The organism is Flavobacterium covae, from assembly GCF_001534645.1.
In the GTDB taxonomy this organism is placed as follows: Bacteria; Bacteroidota; Bacteroidia; order Flavobacteriales; family Flavobacteriaceae; genus Flavobacterium; species Flavobacterium covae.
In genome coordinates, this window is the sequence record NZ_CP013992.1 from 179,172 (window position 1) to 194,912 (window position 15,741).

General features: G+C 33.4%; 13 protein-coding genes. 1 reads left to right on the forward strand and 12 read right to left on the reverse strand.

Going from position 1 to position 15,741, the window contains the following annotated elements:
• Nucleotides 1–153: 153 nt before the first annotated feature.
• The 12 genes from AWN65_RS00835 to AWN65_RS00890 all read right to left on the reverse strand — a co-directional run bounded on the left by AWN65_RS00835 (nucleotide 154) and on the right by AWN65_RS00890 (nucleotide 10,430).
• Nucleotides 154–1,605: a nicotinate phosphoribosyltransferase gene (locus tag AWN65_RS00835; protein WP_060381425.1), complete on the reverse strand. Its 1,452-nt coding sequence runs from the start codon at nucleotides 1,603–1,605 to the stop codon at nucleotides 154–156.
• 124 nt (nucleotides 1,606–1,729) lie between these two features.
• Nucleotides 1,730–2,461 (reverse strand): metallophosphoesterase family protein, encoded by a 732-nt coding sequence (locus tag AWN65_RS00840; protein WP_060381426.1) that lies wholly within the window; start codon nucleotides 2,459–2,461, stop codon nucleotides 1,730–1,732.
• A 32-nt stretch (nucleotides 2,462–2,493) separates the two neighbouring features.
• Nucleotides 2,494–3,924, reverse strand: coding sequence for an ATP-binding protein (locus AWN65_RS00845; RefSeq protein WP_060381427.1), 1,431 nt, complete (start codon nucleotides 3,922–3,924; stop codon nucleotides 2,494–2,496).
• A gap of 111 nt (nucleotides 3,925–4,035) precedes the next feature.
• Complete coding sequence (locus tag AWN65_RS00850) at nucleotides 4,036–4,518, reverse strand: macro domain-containing protein (RefSeq protein WP_256366393.1); 483 nt, start codon at nucleotides 4,516–4,518, stop codon at nucleotides 4,036–4,038.
• Between the two features lie 72 nt (nucleotides 4,519–4,590).
• Entirely contained in the window at nucleotides 4,591–5,148 is a 558-nt protein-coding gene (locus AWN65_RS00855; protein WP_060381429.1) for an RNA 2'-phosphotransferase, read from the reverse strand.
• Nucleotides 5,149–5,386: 238 nt separating this feature from the next.
• The gene (locus AWN65_RS00860; protein ID WP_060381430.1) at nucleotides 5,387–6,022 is read right to left on the reverse strand and encodes a DUF4291 domain-containing protein; all 636 of its coding nucleotides are present in this window, start codon (nucleotides 6,020–6,022) and stop codon (nucleotides 5,387–5,389) included.
• Nucleotides 6,023–6,158: 136 nt separating this feature from the next.
• Nucleotides 6,159–6,341: a hypothetical protein gene (locus AWN65_RS15110; RefSeq protein WP_235588336.1), complete on the reverse strand. Its 183-nt coding sequence runs from the start codon at nucleotides 6,339–6,341 to the stop codon at nucleotides 6,159–6,161.
• A 122-nt stretch (nucleotides 6,342–6,463) separates the two neighbouring features.
• On the reverse strand, nucleotides 6,464–7,027 hold the full coding sequence (locus tag AWN65_RS00870) for an MBL fold metallo-hydrolase (RefSeq protein WP_060381432.1): 564 nt from the start codon (nucleotides 7,025–7,027) through the stop codon (nucleotides 6,464–6,466).
• 85 nt (nucleotides 7,028–7,112) lie between these two features.
• A complete protein-coding gene (locus tag AWN65_RS00875; RefSeq protein WP_060381433.1) occupies nucleotides 7,113–7,955 on the reverse strand; it encodes an ADP-ribosylglycohydrolase family protein in 843 nt (280 codons plus the stop codon).
• The gene (locus AWN65_RS00880) at nucleotides 7,952–8,488 is read right to left on the reverse strand and encodes an NADAR family protein (RefSeq protein WP_060381434.1); all 537 of its coding nucleotides are present in this window, start codon (nucleotides 8,486–8,488) and stop codon (nucleotides 7,952–7,954) included. The genes AWN65_RS00875 and AWN65_RS00880 overlap by 4 nt, the downstream gene beginning before the upstream one ends.
• Nucleotides 8,485–9,315 (reverse strand): ribose-phosphate diphosphokinase, encoded by an 831-nt coding sequence (prs, locus tag AWN65_RS00885; RefSeq protein WP_060381435.1) that lies wholly within the window; start codon nucleotides 9,313–9,315, stop codon nucleotides 8,485–8,487. Before prs ends, AWN65_RS00880 begins: the two co-directional genes overlap by 4 nt.
• 422 nt (nucleotides 9,316–9,737) lie before the next feature.
• Nucleotides 9,738–10,430: an NUDIX hydrolase gene (locus AWN65_RS00890; RefSeq protein ID WP_060381436.1), complete on the reverse strand. Its 693-nt coding sequence runs from the start codon at nucleotides 10,428–10,430 to the stop codon at nucleotides 9,738–9,740.
• 309 nt (nucleotides 10,431–10,739) lie between these two features.
• Between AWN65_RS00890 and AWN65_RS00895 the strand changes: the two genes are divergently transcribed.
• Complete coding sequence (locus tag AWN65_RS00895; protein ID WP_060381437.1) at nucleotides 10,740–15,725, forward strand: hypothetical protein; 4,986 nt, start codon at nucleotides 10,740–10,742, stop codon at nucleotides 15,723–15,725.
• The last annotated feature ends 16 nt before the right edge of the window (nucleotides 15,726–15,741 follow it).

A 15,741-nucleotide genomic window follows, 5' to 3' on the forward strand; every position in this document is an offset into this window, starting at 1 on the left:
TTGTATAACTTTATTTCACCTTATTTGAAAACAATCTTAGATTGACAAAGTAATTCGCATAATATTCGTGATGTGACTTCTCCTTTTGTCGAAGTGACAAATAAACGATTAATTATTACTAATTGAATACCATTTGCATCTGTGGTTAAAAACTTATTTTTTAATTCGATTTCGAATTTCGGACAATGAATCATCAACAATCAATTTCCCATCACGGAAAACTTCTTTTAATTCGCCTTGTTGTTCTTCTTCCCAAGAAACTTGATCTATTAATTGATATATTCCGTTTTCCAAAACCACTTTCATTAATCCTTTGGCTGATTTTTTGGTACCGTCATCTGTTATTGGATCTTTGAAAATTTCGCGTCCTTCGCCATTGACTTCACCATAAGTTGCTTTCATCGCAAAACCAAAGGTGTCGCGAGTATTATATTGATAGGTATAAGAGCCAATTCCTAACATGACATTAGTCGATGCAAATCCTTTTTGTTTTAGTTTTTCACAAATTTGAGTAGCTCTTTCAACCGTAATACTATCGCCATATATGGCTCCAATTTGTGGTGCTAATTCTTTATACCCTTTGGCGTTAGTCGTTCCACCGAAAACATCCCAAAGTAATTCTACTACTCCTTTGCGTTCTTGTTCGGTTTTTCCATCAGGGTTACCACATAAAATAAGTACTGGATTTCCACTATCAGGTCGAATCACTACTTTACCTTCTCTTGCCAATATCGTTTCTTTTAGTCGAGGCATATAATCAGTTAGTACTTTCCATAAATCCCAAGTATCTGAAACGATAGATACAATTCCTTTAGGATAGATTTCACAGATTAAACGTTGGAAGGTTTCAAACTCGCCTTCGGTTGTTCCCATACACATTACCGAATGTTCTGTTGCAGCTACGGATCCTCCCACTAATTCAGCATCGGAATTGGCATTATAATAAGTTTCCAAAGCATCAATCGCTGGTATAGTATCAGTTCCTGTAAAACTTAACAAGTGTCCCATTCCTGAAATCACCGCCGATTCTATGCCGCCCATTCCTCTCATCGAGAAATCGTGTCCTTGCCAATCTACAAATTCGGGGATGGAAGAAGTTTCTTGGGCGTAAGCGCCTAGTACTTTTCTGTACTCTTTGGCAATTGTTGCAGAGGTACAAGGCAACCAAACCACGGCGGATAATAGGGTTTCGAAATAATTGGTCAACCAAAAGAATTCGGATTTGGTGTTGTACATGGTAAACATTGGCACACGAACAGGCACGCTCACTCCTTCAGGTAGGGCTTTGAAAACCATTGGGATATAACCTAAATCGTGTAGGTCTTCGATGTGTTTTGTACCGACTTGGTTTTCGCCTAAGTAGTTGTTGATACGTCGGGCGTAACGCGACACTACAGTTTCTTTAGGTTGGTTGAAGAAATTGGTTTGAAAATCTTCGATAATGTATTTCTTAATAAAATACTGTAAACCGAAAAATACGACTTCATTCACTCCTTCTATTCTGGATTTACGCGGCGTCCAGTTGGAATATACTAAGGTGGTGTTGTTTGGGTACTGACGACGGTGGTCTACTTTGTAGCCATCGGTTAATAATAATGGATTCATATATTCTTTTATAAAATTAAAAACTTCTATAAACTTTGTGCTTGTACTTTGTGTGACATTGTGTAACTCAAAAATTGTTACACAAAGTACACTAAGTTTTTCACAAAGTTACACTAAGGGATATTTAATTCCTCCCTCTTTCATTTGGATATAATTCCCATACAATATCACTTTGCCAAAACTCTTTAGTTGCAACATCCATACAGGTTAGTTTCCCTGAAAAACCTGCTCCGGTGTCGATATTCCAAACATTGCCACCTTGCATAGGAACATCAACATCATAATTCAAGGTAGGTGTATGTCCAATAAAGATTTCGTGATAATGTAATAATCGCTTGGGGAACAATTTGGAATCTTTTTTGATTCGTTTGTCCATAGTCAAAGCCATTTCCCACAGGGTTCTATCAAAGCAAAAATCCAATCGGTTTTCTTCTTTTTCTACTCCGTGCATAGAAGTAAAACCCGCGTGAATGTAAAGACGGTTATGCTCGTCGATATGGTATTCTTGGAGATTTTCATAAAACATTTTATGTTCGGTAGAAACAAGTAAACCTGACTGGATATAACTCTGAATGGTTGCTTTCCCACCGTGTTCTTCCCAAACGGGGTTTGATACTCCCAAATTCAACCAACGTCCGCACCACAAATCGTGATTTCCTTGTATAAAAACACAATGGTGTTTTTTACTTAATTGGATAAGATATTCTACCGTTTGAGCAGATTCACTCCATCCATCGACATAATCACCAAGAAAAATTAATTTATCAGTCGGAGTGATGCCTACCTTTTCTATCAATTGTTCCAAGGCGCGAAGTCCTCCGTGTATGTCGCCAAAAACTAGTGTTCTTTTTTCCATTTGTATGTTTATAACTTTGAAAGCAGGATCCTTTATCTATTTTTCTTTTTTTCCAAAGTATTTTTCCCTATCGTATATGCATAGGATGAAGCAGGGAAATATTTTATATTTAAACCATTGTGTTCTAGATCACCTTCTTTGTCAATGGTCGTAACAATTGGAAAATCTAATTTATTTTCTTCACAAAATTTATACAGACTTTTAAGGTCACTTGGCTTATCAAAATATCGATTACTCCATTTTATTTCAAGTGCCCAAATAGGTTTTAAACTTGAATCACTTAAAGCAACCATATCTACTTCTCCATTATTCCAACGAGCATACCAAGGAGTAAACCACTCTCTGTGCATCCATTGAGCAAATACTGCTGTTTCTACCAAATTACCAATGAGCTCATCATTATATGTTATCGGAGAAAACAAAGCACTTCTCAAAGATGGATTGGTTAAATAAATTTTAAAGAAATTATCCCGTTTAAACTTTTTACCTGATTGGTCTATTCTTTTAACTTGCTTGATTAAAAAGGCTGCTTCTAAATATTCTATATATTTTTTTAAAGTATTTTTAGGTACTTGCGATTGAATACTTAATGTTTCTAATGAAAACTCATTTCCCGTATTATAAGCTATCGTTGTAAATAAGGAATTTAATTCTCTAGTATCACTTATCCCATATAGACTAGGCAAATCTCTTAATAAAACCTTATCTACTATATCTTGTCTAATATATCTACCAGGATTTTCTTGCATTCTTTGTGAAAATATTACTTCTGGATATCCTCCAAAATTTATATAATCTATAAAATGTTTATTGAGTTCTTCAATATGAGAAGCAGTAAAAAATTCGATCGTAGAATCCTGCCATTGTTTTTGAGTAGGTATTATTATTCTATCTAGTTTTTTTAAATGTATGTATTCATTAAATGTTAGTGGAGGTAATAAAAAGTCAGTGAATCTACCTGCACCACTCTCATTACTGGCAAATTTTAACGCTGCTGCCGCTGAACCAGATACCACAAATTTATCTTTACGATAACTATCAACTAAAGATTTGAGATGTACTTCCCAATTCTTACAGTATTGAATTTCATCAAAAATAATTGTCCAACCCTCTTTATCTGTTAAACCAGTAGCTTCTTTTCCTAAAATAAAAAGTTGCTCAAGGCTAATATTGTTATAAATTGGGTTTTCGATAGTCAAAAAAATAATTTTTTTTGGATCATAATTATTATCAATTAAGTCTTGAACTGTATGATACAGCATTACTGTTTTTCCTACTCGACGTGGTCCCATTAATACTACCGCTCTTCGGATTTCTCTTTCGTGCACCAATGGTTTGAATAATTCGAAATACAACCTTCTTGATAGTTCATTATAGTCACTTTCAATACAACCATCAACCCACCAAGGATTTTCAAAACGCATTCTGTCCTGAACCTGTTTTTTAGATATTTCTTTTAACATAAAATTCCTTATTTTATACAAAAATAAAAAATAAGATCAAATAGTTGACTCTATTTTCAATAAATATTAATTTTAAGAATAAATATAAAGTTAAAAATGCTTATTTACCGATTAATAATCCCAAATAAATCCCTTTTCATTTAGTCGGTATTGATACTTTTGAGCATCGCCAAAGTTTTCATAGGTTCTATGATTCCCATTGATGACCTCATCATACGCTAAAAACATTTGGTTGGAAGCAATATGAAAAGGCATTCGTCCAGAACCTGTACAAAGTCCTGGTATTGAAACCGTTTGTATTTTATCATTTTTGCTAGCCGCAATTAATATTGCTTTCATTGCTAAATAAGCATTTACCGAAGTAGCAATATTAAAACTCATAGGTACTCGCATAGTGGGTGCCGAAATGAGATAAGGAATTTTATCATTTCCTGTTTCAATGGTGATAGATTTGCCAATTAGCAATTCTTTTTCATCTAATTGCGCTATTTGCTTTTGCAGGTTTTCTTCAATATGCCAACCCAAGGTTTCCGAAATATGCAAATCGAGTCCGCCATCCATAAATCCGAAGGAATTTGTAAAATATCTCTTGATATAATTTCAACATTTTGACAGTCTGCAAAATCGTTTCTCCCAAAGCTTCTTCTCTATATACTAATTGAATTTTTAACATCGCTGAATATATTTTGGTGGTACTTCATCGGTCAGCCAAACGCCATTTTCGGAACAATAAAACAGATAGCCGTCTTTGGTCATTTGGTGGGTATTGATTTTTAAAATGATAGCTGCTCCTCGACGACTACCTACTTTGATTGCGGTTTCTTTGTCTTTGCTTAAATGTACGTGTTGCCGACTCATTTTTTGTATTCCGTCTTTCAAAATGGCATCCATAAACTTTGCCACTGTCCCGTGGTATAATTCATCCGGTGGGGTTTGTGGTTGTAATTCTAAATCTATAGTAATGGAATGTCCTTGATTGGCTCTGATTTTTGTTAAATCCTCATTGAAGGAAAATCGTTTTTTGTCATTAGTTTCCACCACTTGACTTATAATTTCAAAATCCAATTCCTTGTGAAATTCATTTCTATTTTTATTGGCTTTTTCAATGAGTTCGTCAACGATTGCCCATCCGTTTTCGTCTAGATTCAGATGAATTGTTTCTGGGGAATGTCTGAGAATTAGACTCAGGAATTTGCTTATATTTTTTATCTCTTTTTCGTTCATTGTAATATTAGTTTTGTTACACAGAGTTACACAAAGTTTTTCACGAAGTCACACAAAGTTTTTTAAATTTTGTGAATCTCTGAGTCATTTCTCTTTAAATCTCTGTGATATTTAATTTTTTTATAATTCAATTTTTATTTAAAGGATTTCTATTAAAATATCCATTTTCATTTTTTTTCTTGTTACACAAAGTTGCACAACGTTTTTCACGAAGTCACACGAAGTTTTAAAATTTGATTTAAACTAACTTCAATTTTTTATTCAATTCTTCATTTTTAAACCGAAGTGGTTTTTCTTCAGGAATAAGAAGTTGTTCTAATTCATTTTTTTTCACGAATTCGTATTGTTCAGCTACAAATGGGCTTATATTTTCGATTTGAAGTATATCCGTCTTTGCAAATGACCGACTAAATTCGTTTCGTAATCCAATTTGTATGGCTCTTCTTTCTAATTTGTTTCCGTAAGGGTCGTGATCTGGATCCCATTGCAAACGAACATTGGATGTTTTTACTGCTTCCTGCCATTGTTCGATAGACATACCTTCTACTTGATTAAAGGAAGAATAGACAGCATTTTCCAAATATTTTTTGAAGGCTTCTAGTTTTAAATGAATGGCTAAAACGACTTCTTGTCCTTCTTTTGTTCCCCAACCGTTGCGATACATCATCCAAAGGAAATTGGGTTTAATCCACGTCATTCGGTCGAGGCTAAAAGCACCTCCAAAATATTGATTCTGGACTGCAAAATTTCCAATTTCCGGTCGGTACGATTGATAAACGATTATTTTTTCTTGGTCATACTGCGCCATAATATGGTGTCCGCTTTGTGGCCATTCTTGTAATTGTTCTGTATATTTTTTTAATTCTAAGTTCATATTTTTTCTTGTTACACAGAGTTGCACAAAGTTTTTCACGAAGTCACACGAAGTTTTTCAAATTCTGTGCATCTCTTAGCTATTTCTCTGCGCATCTCTGTGACATTTAATTTTTATAATTCAACTTTTTAGGTTTTTAATTTACAGTATTCCCATTCAAAATATCCTTTTTCATTTTTCCAATAGGCATCAAATAAATAGGCACTTTGATGTTGTAATGTATACTCCATTTTTTGATGGCTTCGATAATTTGTTCGTTGGTGTAGCGTGATGAAAAATGTCCTAAAATAACTTCTCCGACTTCAATTTCTGCGATCATTTGCATTACTTCTTCCAGTGAGCTATGTTGGTTTTTGTCATTTTTAGTGGCTTGCTCTTCTTTGGTTAAAAAAGTGGCTTCGTGAATTAAAACTTTTGAACCGTTATACCGTTGGTAATCCGTTACAGGGGTGTCGCCTGAATAGGATAGAAGTAGTGATTTTTGTTCCTCGAATAGTGCTGTTTCCCTTTTTCTATTCGTAATTCTTTTAATTCGTTAGCCGAACAAGCTAAAAACTCCTGTTTCAGTTTCTTCTTGGTTTCCCAAACTTTGTAACTCAAACTTTTATTTTCACCATTGGGTGTGTAAATATGTTCGTTTTTTATGGCTTCGACTACTAATTTTTCTTTTATGGCTATCGTCTCCTTTGCTTCAATTCCTATCCACTGTGTGCCTTTTGACTGCGGATCAAAATTTGCTGTAAACGTCTCCAAAAACGGGAAGGATTTACAATCTTTTGGATAATAAATCGTTGATTTATTATATCCGTACATTTGATTGAATGCTAATAAGCCAGTAAGATGATCCCTGTCTGGATGCGTAATAAAGAGATTTTTGAACTTTCCGCACTTTCCCATCAAGCCCGAAACGAGTCCGTCGCCTGCATCAAAAATAATTCCGAGTTCTTCTATGGCGTACCAAGTGGAAAATAATGCAGTGGAATAGCCGTGTATAGTGAGTTTCATTTTTTAGTTTGTTTTTTTAACCGCAAGGGCGCTAAGGTTTACGTCAAGTACTCAATGTTTTTATAGTTATGTTTTTGAATCGTTTTCATTTTCTAAACTTCTCTTCTAATTTATTATCCAAATTCATTAAAAACTCTCTTCCATAAAGTCCATTTTCTAATTCTTCATATAAAAACGCTGGAAGTGAATTTTCACAATTCGTTTTTTGACTCAAAATTGCCATACATAAAGCAGCAACCGTGTCTGTATCTCCCCCATAACTTATCCCTTTTTGTAAACATTCGTAGATTGAAGTCGCTTCTGAAACCAACTTAATCACTGCTTTTGTAGTAGGATAACCGTGCATATCAATGGGAGCGATAATTTCATAGGTTTCATTTTCGTTCAAAGTCAAATTTAAAAATTCAATCAAATCATACTTTGTGTCTAAACCATATCTGTAAAAATGCACTGCCAAAGCGATACGTTTTGCACATTGGATTCCTTCAGTGGTATTATGTGATGTTTTAGCCTGAATTTCGGAACATTTCAACAACGTTGGAATATCCTTTATAAATCCAATAGGATACGCCCGCATTGCCGAACCATTACCACTACTTTGAAAAGTAAGATTTGCCATAAATTCATTTCCATTCTTACTTATGTCAAGCGCGTTATAAACCCTATCTGAATAGCCTCTTCGTTTATCCCTATGAAAAACCTCCACAAACTTTTGAGCTACTCGTTCTTCAGTCCAATCAAGGTCTTCCAAAACTAGTTCAGTGATAGCAATCGCCATTTGTGTATCATCGGTATATCGTTTATGTATTTCCGTATATAATCCGTGTGGATAATAGGTCGTTACATCATTATATTCATCAATAAATTCTTGCTTTTGAAACTCAAAACCAGCTCCATAAGCGTCTCCTATAGCTGCTTGTAAAATCATTGTTTCTCAATTAATATATCCCTCACTTCCATCAATGCAAATCCCAATAAATTTAGTCCGTTCCAAGTTTTAGGATTATTTGCCTTTGGATCATCACCTGTTAGACCAATACCCCAAATTTTATCCACAGGACTCGCTTCAACTATGACTCTGTTATTGGTATTTAGTAAAAATTCTTTCAAGGCTTCATTTTGAGAGAACTTATGGTAATTCCCTTGAACCACAATTTCGAATCGGTTGTCTTCCCAAATCTTTTGGTCAAATCCTCGGACTTGTCTGCCAAACTGTTTTACTTGAGCTGGCGATTTAGCGTGAATTATTTTATCAAACATTTCATCGTCGTTAAACAATTTTGCTTTTTGTGCCATCATCCAATGTTCGGCAGTTGGAAAGACAATTCCGTCCACAGTAAATGAACTCTGCCACCATTGACTAAAACAGGTTTTGGTTATACTTCCGTCATTTGAAGGTTGATGTCCCCAAAAGAAAAGGAACTTCGCATTTTTATCTATATTTTCTATTGTGTATTTCATTCTATTTCAATCTTAATCGTTTGAACTTTTTCTTCTTCAAAATCCTTAACCGAATTGGTTGTAAAGATTTTTTCAAAAATTTGTAATTGATCGAATCCTTTGTTAAAAATTCCGTGGCTAACAGCCAAATATAATTTGCCAGCCTTCTTTTTTTGTAATGCTTCGGCTAATCCTATAAAAGTGCCACCTCCGTCGCATATATCATCTACAATTAAACAAGCTTTTCCTTGTAAATCATCGGTATATACTTTAAAATCTTTCAGTTTTCCTGTTTTTACATCGCGGCTTTTGCTTGCTTCAACCACTTCGATTCCGCCTAAATATTCAGATACTTTGTAAATTTTCTTTAAAGCACCGCCATCTGGGGAAATTAAAATTACTTCTTGCCCTATGTTTTCAATTACCTTTTCAATAAATTTATAATTGGTTATGACTTGGCAATTGTTAAGTACCGCAGGAGTTACTTCACTATGCGCATCAAAAACATACACTTTAGAAAGGTTTAAACTGTTCAAGATATCAGCATATACTTTTACCGAAAGTGGTTCGCCAGGAATCATTACACGATCTTGTCTTGCTGCTGGAAAGTACGGAATGAAAAGTTCAATTTCTTTTACCTCCATTCTTCTCAAAGCATCAATCGTTAAAATAATTAATCCAAAATCGTTAAAACTATTTGCACGATGGGTAATGATAACTTTTTGAGTAGTATCAAATGGTTGAATTTTTATATGGGGTTCTCCTCCAGAAAAAGTGAATGTTTGACATTCAATTTGGTTTTGTATTCCAAAGGGAGTGAAGCTGTTATCTAAATTTAATACGAACATATCTTTATGGGTTTGCGTTAATGTTACGCAAATATAAAGCGTATTTTTTTACTGACAAAACATTTTGTGTTTTTTTTACGCAAAGTTGATTTTAGAGACAGCCACAGATTAAAGGATTAAAACACATTAGTGCAGTAAATCTTTACGATCTTTGTTGTATAAATTTTAGAGCTTCAAATGTACTTGTACTAAAGTACAAAGTTTTAACTTATTTTGATACGAATAAATGCTTTACCACGGCATTCGCGTTTAAAAAAATGCCACAGATGCACAGATAAAAATAAATTGATAAAATATAAATTTTAATATTTATTTCCGCAAAGCGGATAATTTTACAATTAATTTTCTAAAAAAAAAGTATATAAAATCTGTGCATCTGTGGTTATTTCTTCAAATATTTTTAAAAGCGAATGCCCTGTGCTTTACGCAAATTTGATTTCGAAAACCATGCCTTCTTTTGAAAGTTCTTCGTATTTAGCTACGTTAAATTTAAAAAATTTAGCTGGACGACCAGATTTTGGATGATGGATATGATCTGTTTCTTCAATAAAACCTAAACTGAGAATCTTTTTTCTAAAATTACGTCGGTCAATTTCTTTTCCAATGATAGATGTATATAGATGTTCTAAATCAGAAAATAAAAATTCTTTAGGAAGTAAATCAAAACCTATAGGTTGGTACCTTAGTTTAGCTTGTAAACGTTCCAATGCTTTACTTACAATTTTATTATGGTCAAAAGCCATTTTAGGAATTTCATCTACTTTAACCCAACATACGGCGTCAGCATCAGTGTCGGCGATTAATTTTAATTTAGATGGATTCACAAGTGCAAAATACGCAACAGAAATTACTCGGTTTCTAGAATCGCGATACACATCATCCCCAAAAGTATAAAGTTGCTCAATATAGTTTACTGTAACATTGGTCTCTTCTTTGAGTTCTCGTTTTATAGCATCTATCAATGATTCATTTTCTTTTACTAATCCACCAGGTAGTGCCCAGTGTAATGTATCTGTACCAAATTTTTGTTGAATAAGTAAAACATATAACGACGAATTTGCATAAGCAAAAACAACCCCATCAACTGCTATTCGTATGTTTTGTGAGATACTCATATCCTGCGTTATTTTTACGCAAAAGTAGAAAATCTGTTTTCTTTTTTAAACTTTTTGTTTGACGAGTTGATTATTTACTGATTTTGTGAGAAGCTTCTTGTTTGAATTTGTGGTGTGTTTTTTAAAAAAATCAATTAATACGGGGAAAATATTGTTGATTTAAAAGAATAATAGCTTATATCTAATTCGTGAATGTTAATTTTAAACACATCTACCGCTAGTTAATAACATTTATTTAAAAAGATGTATTTGTGATGTTTTTTTATTTAAAAATTATATTTTTGTTCTCAAAAAAACAAACTAGATTTCATGAGGCTCAAAATAGCAGTTCTTTTTTTATTTACCTCTTTGTATAACTATTGTAATGTTTTTTCAGAAGAGAGAGACACAATAGTAAAAGAAAGTAAGGAGAAAACAAGTTTTTCAAGATTAGATTCAAAGATAGTATTTCGAGAATCTATGGGGTATAAAACCCAAAATAAATGGATTAGCCCAGAATATATATCCTCTTTTTTTGATATTGAAGATAAAGTTATTCAAGACGATTTTTTGAGTAAAATCTTCAATGAAAAAACGCTAAAATACGTTCAGAATATATCAAAAGAAGAATTAGTACAACTACCAATAGGCTTAAAAGGGCAAACAAATGATGGCTTTAAAGCAGAAATGGTTATAGTAAAAGCCAAAGTTACTCCCGAATATTTAGAATTAACAGCTTTTGCACGTTTAGAAACTCAATTTTTAAATACGCACTTATATTTTGCAGCAGAAGATTTAAAATTGTCTCATTCTGGAGGTATTATAGGAGATTGGAAGTTACATTCTTTAGGTAATACGAGTTTACCTCAATTGGGCGGTAAAGTTTTGTTAACTGTTTTAGGAGGAGACATAAATCGGAAAGAGGGATCAATAAAGGGGGATAGTTATATAGAATTTGATTGTAATGGATTCAAAGGTTTATCTTTTAAACTAGACGTTCGATTGTCTCGTTCGTTGGTAGTACCAATTGATGGAGAGGGTAAGCGTAAAGAATACGGCTCAGATTTGTCGGAAGATAAAAAGAAAGCAATTGGGAATGATCATTATGTAGGAGCTACTTTAGGAATAAAAGGGGGAGGATGGAATGATTTATTGCTCGAATTAGACTTACCTGCTTTTGAGATAACGAAGTTAAAAAATTGGAGTTTTAAACTTAAAAAAGCTACAATAGATCTAAGTGATGTTAAAAATAACCCAGAGGTCGATAAAAGTTTCCCAAAAGTGTATGATACGAATGGTTTTTTTCCAGAAGGAAATAAAAATATATGGAAAGGTTTTTTTGCGGAAGAAGTAGAAATTACTATGCCCAAACAATTTTCAAATAAATCCACAGGAGAAAGAACGAAAATTCAAAGCACAAATTTATTGATAGACAATTTTGGTGTAAGCGGCACTTTTGCAGGATATAAACTTTTAGAAAAAGGGAGTGCATCAGGATGGCAGTATAAATTAGATTATGTAGGTATAGGTTTAGAATTAGGACGGATAAAATCAGCAAAAGTATTAGGTTATATAAAACCATCTGCAACAGGTGATTTTATAGAAATTTTAGGAACTTTTAATGAAGATAAATACTTGTTTCAAGCATCTGTTACGAAATCTAATTTTAAGATGTTTAAAGGAAAGTTAATCTTTGAAAAGAATTCTTGGGTAAAATTAGAAATGGATGATAGCAATGCTGAGTTCAAAGCTTCCGCTTTTTTAAATGGGAAAATGGCTTTTAAAGGGGGAATAGAAAAAAATAATACTGGTCCGAACGATAATAGTACAATTCATACCTTTGATAGTTCTGATAGTAATGTAGATCAGGCTTTGGGAGGTGTTCAAACAGGTAGTCAAGTAGTTGTTACGAAAGTACACGATTATTTGAATAATAATTTTTCATTTATTAAAGCAGATCCCAAGAAAAAAGCCGTTGAGCAACTTAAAGAATATGTTGATAAAGGATATGATCAGTTGAGAGTTTTTGTTCAAGCCCAGGTTTTTTCTTATGCCGCGGAAATAGCAAGTGAAAAAAATATAGAAGCAGAAAAAGAAAATAGTCAGGAAGAGAAGGATAAAGAATTCTATAATTTTCAAGGCATAGTTTTTCAGAATTTAAAATTACAATCCCACGCATTGCCTTATATAGAGGCGGATTATTTTGGTTATCCAGCCTCAGCAGAGCAAAAATTTGGAAATTTTTCGGTAGCAATAAGTAATATTCACCTAATAACCCCATCAAAAGAAGAATTAGGATTAGCATTTAATATGAAAGTGAACCTAATGGGAGGAGGTTCTCAATCAGATACAAACGGATTTATATCAGCAGAAGCAGGACTCAAGATTTTAAGCAAATTTGAAAATAAAACATTCCATTCTTATAAATTTAATAGAGTAGTAATAGACGAGATAAAAGTAGATGTAGAAAAAAGTGGTTTTACACTAAAAGGAGGTTTAAAAGTATTTAATGAAGATCCTATTTATGGCAAAGGATTTCAAGGAGAATTAGCTGTAGAATTAAAGAAGTTAGAGGTAAAAGGTATAGCTAAAGGAATTTTTGCTAATAAAGACTTTGCCCATTGGTTTGTAGATTTTCAAATAGAAAATACAGGATCTTCAGGAAAGTTTGGTTTACAACGGGTAGAAGGCGGTTTGTCTTACAGAATGAAGCGTGTTGATGGCGGGATGATGGCAAATATAGCTACTAATGTGTATAAGCCCGATGCAAAATCAGGACTGGGCTTTAGAGCAGGGGTAAAAGCAAAATTTGGCGAATCTACTTCATTTAAAGCGAAAGTATTTTTAGAGATGGAGTATAATCACACAGGAGGATTAAATCGCATTTATTTTCTAGGCGAAGGAGCCATGATGTCTGGTAATGGTCAAACAGAAGGGAATCTTCGAGATACATGGGCAAGTTATGACAAAATATTTTCAGGTAACGAAGCGAGTGAAATGAATAATTATCTTGCTAATGGTAATATGTTGGCCATTTCTAAACGTACCCACCCAGTATCAGAAATAGCTAAAGATGGAAAAGTAGGTGTATTTGTGAGTATAGAAAAAGATTTTGTTCATGATTCTTTTGATGGACTCTTTGAATTATACCTCAATTTAGAAGGGATAAAGGGATCTGGAGAAAATCATAAATTTGGTATGGTACACATGTATTCAAGTCCTACCAAAAATTATTTGCATGTAGGGACTCCTATGGATAAGTTAGGGGCCATTTTTAAAATAGGATCATACGATGTAAATGTAGGCGCATATTTTATGACAGGAGATGTGCTGCCTTCCCAAACCCCACCGCACCCAAGAGTTTTAGAAATTCTTGGTCCAGATATCATGAACGATAATCGTAATTTAAGTTTATTAAACGATGGCAAAGGTTTTGCATTCGGATTAAACTTTAGTGTTGCCATTTCGTATGATGAAGATTGGTTTTATGCGTTTCTAGAAGCAGGAGGAGGATTTGATATTACCCATAGAAAGCTAAATGGAGTGAGTTGTGCAGGACGTCCGGGGTTAGTGGGGAATGATGGATGGTACTCTATGGGACAGGTGTATGCCTATATTTATGGAGAAGCCGGTTTACGCATAAAAATCTTTGGAATCAAAAAAGATATAAAAATACTAGGGGTAGGTATAGCCGCCATGTTACGAGGAGAATTTCCTAATCCAACCCACATGGAAGGTTATGTGGGAGTGTATTACAATGTGCTAGGAGGTATGATAAAAGGACGATTTAAATACAAAGCAGAAATAGGAGAGAAATGTGAATTTATAGGAATGTCACAACCTCTATCAATCCCACTAATAGCAAGTGCAAGTCCAGATGGAGAAACCAATGTAGATGTGTTTAAAAAACCACAAGTAGCCTTTAATTATAGCATGTTAGAACCTTTTTCAGCTGAGGATATGAATGGGAACCGTAAATTAGTTCGTATCAATCTAAAAAAATACGTACTAAAAGTAGACGGAACCCCTTTGTTAGGAGATATTCAGTGGATGGATCATAATACAAAAGTCAACTTTGTATCTTCAGAAGTACTTCCACCTCAAAAAGAAATAGTAGCAGAAGTAGAAGTAGGAGTAGAAGAAAAAATAGGTTCCTCATGGATTGCTCTTCAGGGAGGAAATACAGATACAGAAAAAAAGACGTTTACCTTTAAAACAGGTAATGCACCAGAATACATACCTTTAGAAAATATTAGTTACAGTTATCCTGTAGTAGCTGCAAACAACTTTTATCCAGAGGAACATAAAACCGTTTATATAAAACTAAAACAAGGACAAAAATATTTGTTTGACGGATCAGTACAAAACTGGGTACTCAAAGGTGAAGTTAAAGAAGGTAACCAGCTGAAAGTTCAAGCGGCTTTAAACTATGAGGCGAGTGCTAAAAAAGTAAGCTTTACCTATGATAAATTAGCAACCCAAAAGAATTATCAATTGCAATTAACAGCCTATCCAGTAGGTACGGTAATAAGCACAGGAACAAGTATAGATTCTACCCAAAATTCAGGAACAACTACTATGGTTACTGATACTAGCTTTACTAATGAACAAATCATTACTCAAAACACAGCATTGGCTCAGAATAATACAAATTTAACCAAATCGTTTTTAAACTATGAGTTTAAAACCAGTAAGCATGCTACGTTTACAGAAAAGATAAAAAGTATAAAGACAGAAGATAATTTCTTTATACCTGTTTCAGCAGACGTTCATAAAATACAATTAGCAACAAATAAGTACGAAAATTTTAATGAAGCAGAATTGTTTGGAAACCAGTATACAAATGGCAAAGCCTTGATTAGTGTAGAGGCGGTTTTAGAAGATTCTTATTATAAAGAAATAATTTTACCGTTGATTTATCAAAATTATCCACTTGAAAAAGGGAAAATTACAATAAAAAACAGAAATATATTCGAGTTAGGATTGCCCCCAGTTCGAGACATCAGTATTATAGAATATTACAGGAATGAGATGTCTAATAATTCCAATTCAATATTTATAAACCAGCGATTTCCTTATGAATATAGTTTGGTGAAAACCTACAAACAAGATTTTTTAAATATAAGAGATCAAGTAATCAATAGCTATTTAAGTACTCCTATTAATTGGGAAAAATACAATCAGTATAAGGATCTAATAAATGGTGTTTTTCCTATATTGATGAAAGGAGAATATTTAATAAAGTTGATTTATCAAAATAGTCCAGAAAAAGAATTTTCTAGAGAGGTTATAATAAAATATAAGCGAATAAATTAAAAGATAGATTCGTGTC

Coding starts and splice junctions, on each gene's coding strand:
- prs (WP_060381435.1), bottom strand. CDS start 9,315: ATGTTCGTATTAAATTTAGATAACAGCTTCACTCCCTTTGGAATACAA.
- AWN65_RS00890 (WP_060381436.1), bottom strand. CDS start 10,430: ATGAGTATCTCACAAAACATACGAATAGCAGTTGATGGGGTTGTTTTT.
- AWN65_RS00835 (WP_060381425.1), bottom strand. CDS start 1,605: ATGAATCCATTATTATTAACCGATGGCTACAAAGTAGACCACCGTCGT.
- AWN65_RS00895 (WP_060381437.1), top strand. CDS start 10,740: ATGAGGCTCAAAATAGCAGTTCTTTTTTTATTTACCTCTTTGTATAAC.
- AWN65_RS00840 (WP_060381426.1), bottom strand. CDS start 2,461: ATGGAAAAAAGAACACTAGTTTTTGGCGACATACACGGAGGACTTCGC.
- AWN65_RS00880 (WP_060381434.1), bottom strand. CDS start 8,488: ATGAAATACACAATAGAAAATATAGATAAAAATGCGAAGTTCCTTTTC.
- AWN65_RS00855 (WP_060381429.1), bottom strand. CDS start 5,148: ATGAACGAAAAAGAGATAAAAAATATAAGCAAATTCCTGAGTCTAATT.
- AWN65_RS15110 (WP_235588336.1), bottom strand. CDS start 6,341: ATGATCGCAGAAATTGAAGTCGGAGAAGTTATTTTAGGACATTTTTCA.
- AWN65_RS00860 (WP_060381430.1), bottom strand. CDS start 6,022: ATGAACTTAGAATTAAAAAAATATACAGAACAATTACAAGAATGGCCA.
- AWN65_RS00875 (WP_060381433.1), bottom strand. CDS start 7,955: ATGATTTTACAAGCAGCTATAGGAGACGCTTATGGAGCTGGTTTTGAG.
- AWN65_RS00845 (WP_060381427.1), bottom strand. CDS start 3,924: ATGTTAAAAGAAATATCTAAAAAACAGGTTCAGGACAGAATGCGTTTT.
- AWN65_RS00870 (WP_060381432.1), bottom strand. CDS start 7,027: ATGAAACTCACTATACACGGCTATTCCACTGCATTATTTTCCACTTGG.